Genomic DNA, 705 nt, shown 5'->3' with positions numbered 1-705 from the left:
TTTTCCTAAGCTCATCGAATCGGAAGTAGTCCCCTGTATGGGGCAGCTGGCGCAATGGAAGTAATGCGCTATTGCCAAAATCGAACAAGTAATAATGCAGTTCTTCAGGAGAGAATTGATCTGCAAAGCTAAAGAGCAGGGTCAAAGCCGTAGTTGATTTACCGTATCCGGAAGAACCGAATATCCCGATATTTCCATCCTCCATCCAGTTATAGATGTAATTTGTCTGGCTTTGCAATTCCGGTTCATCCTTCATTCCGAGATGGATTTGATTGCTCGTCAGGCTGCTTTCACCGCTTCTCGATAGGCGAGCTTTAAGGGGCGGAAGCCATGGGCTTGCCAGCTTCTCGATCTTCATTTCTGCTTGTGTCGCCACGATATGATCGGCAACGGCTTCGATTTCACTGATTTTTTCTTTCCTTCGACTAGCAGCCTGTTCCGAAACACTCGAGATTTGAACTAGGCCAAGGTCGGTGACCAGTGCCACCTCGTCCTCCAATCCCGCCGTATCCTCCAAATAAGGGGCACCGCTCCATGCTGACTGAAACAGTTCGTACACCTCGTTATTGCCTACCTGCAAATATCCCCGCCCCGTGACCGTGATATTTGCGGCATCGCCATTTTTAAGGATTTCCTTACTATCATTGGCATCCTGTACCTTTAGGGAAATCTTGAAGCGGGCATTACTCCATATCTGGTTATCTA

General features: G+C 47.8%; 1 protein-coding gene. It reads right to left on the bottom strand.

Annotated elements, in window-relative coordinates; genetic code table 11:
- A partial coding sequence (locus tag CVN76_RS06450; protein ID WP_269800026.1) for an FtsK/SpoIIIE domain-containing protein occupies nucleotides 1–705 on the bottom strand: 705 nt, incomplete at both ends.

Source organism: Bacillus sp. mrc49 (genome assembly GCF_002803435.1).
The sequence above is the reverse complement of the archived record's forward strand: the minus strand, read 5'-3'. Positions and strand labels throughout refer to the sequence as shown.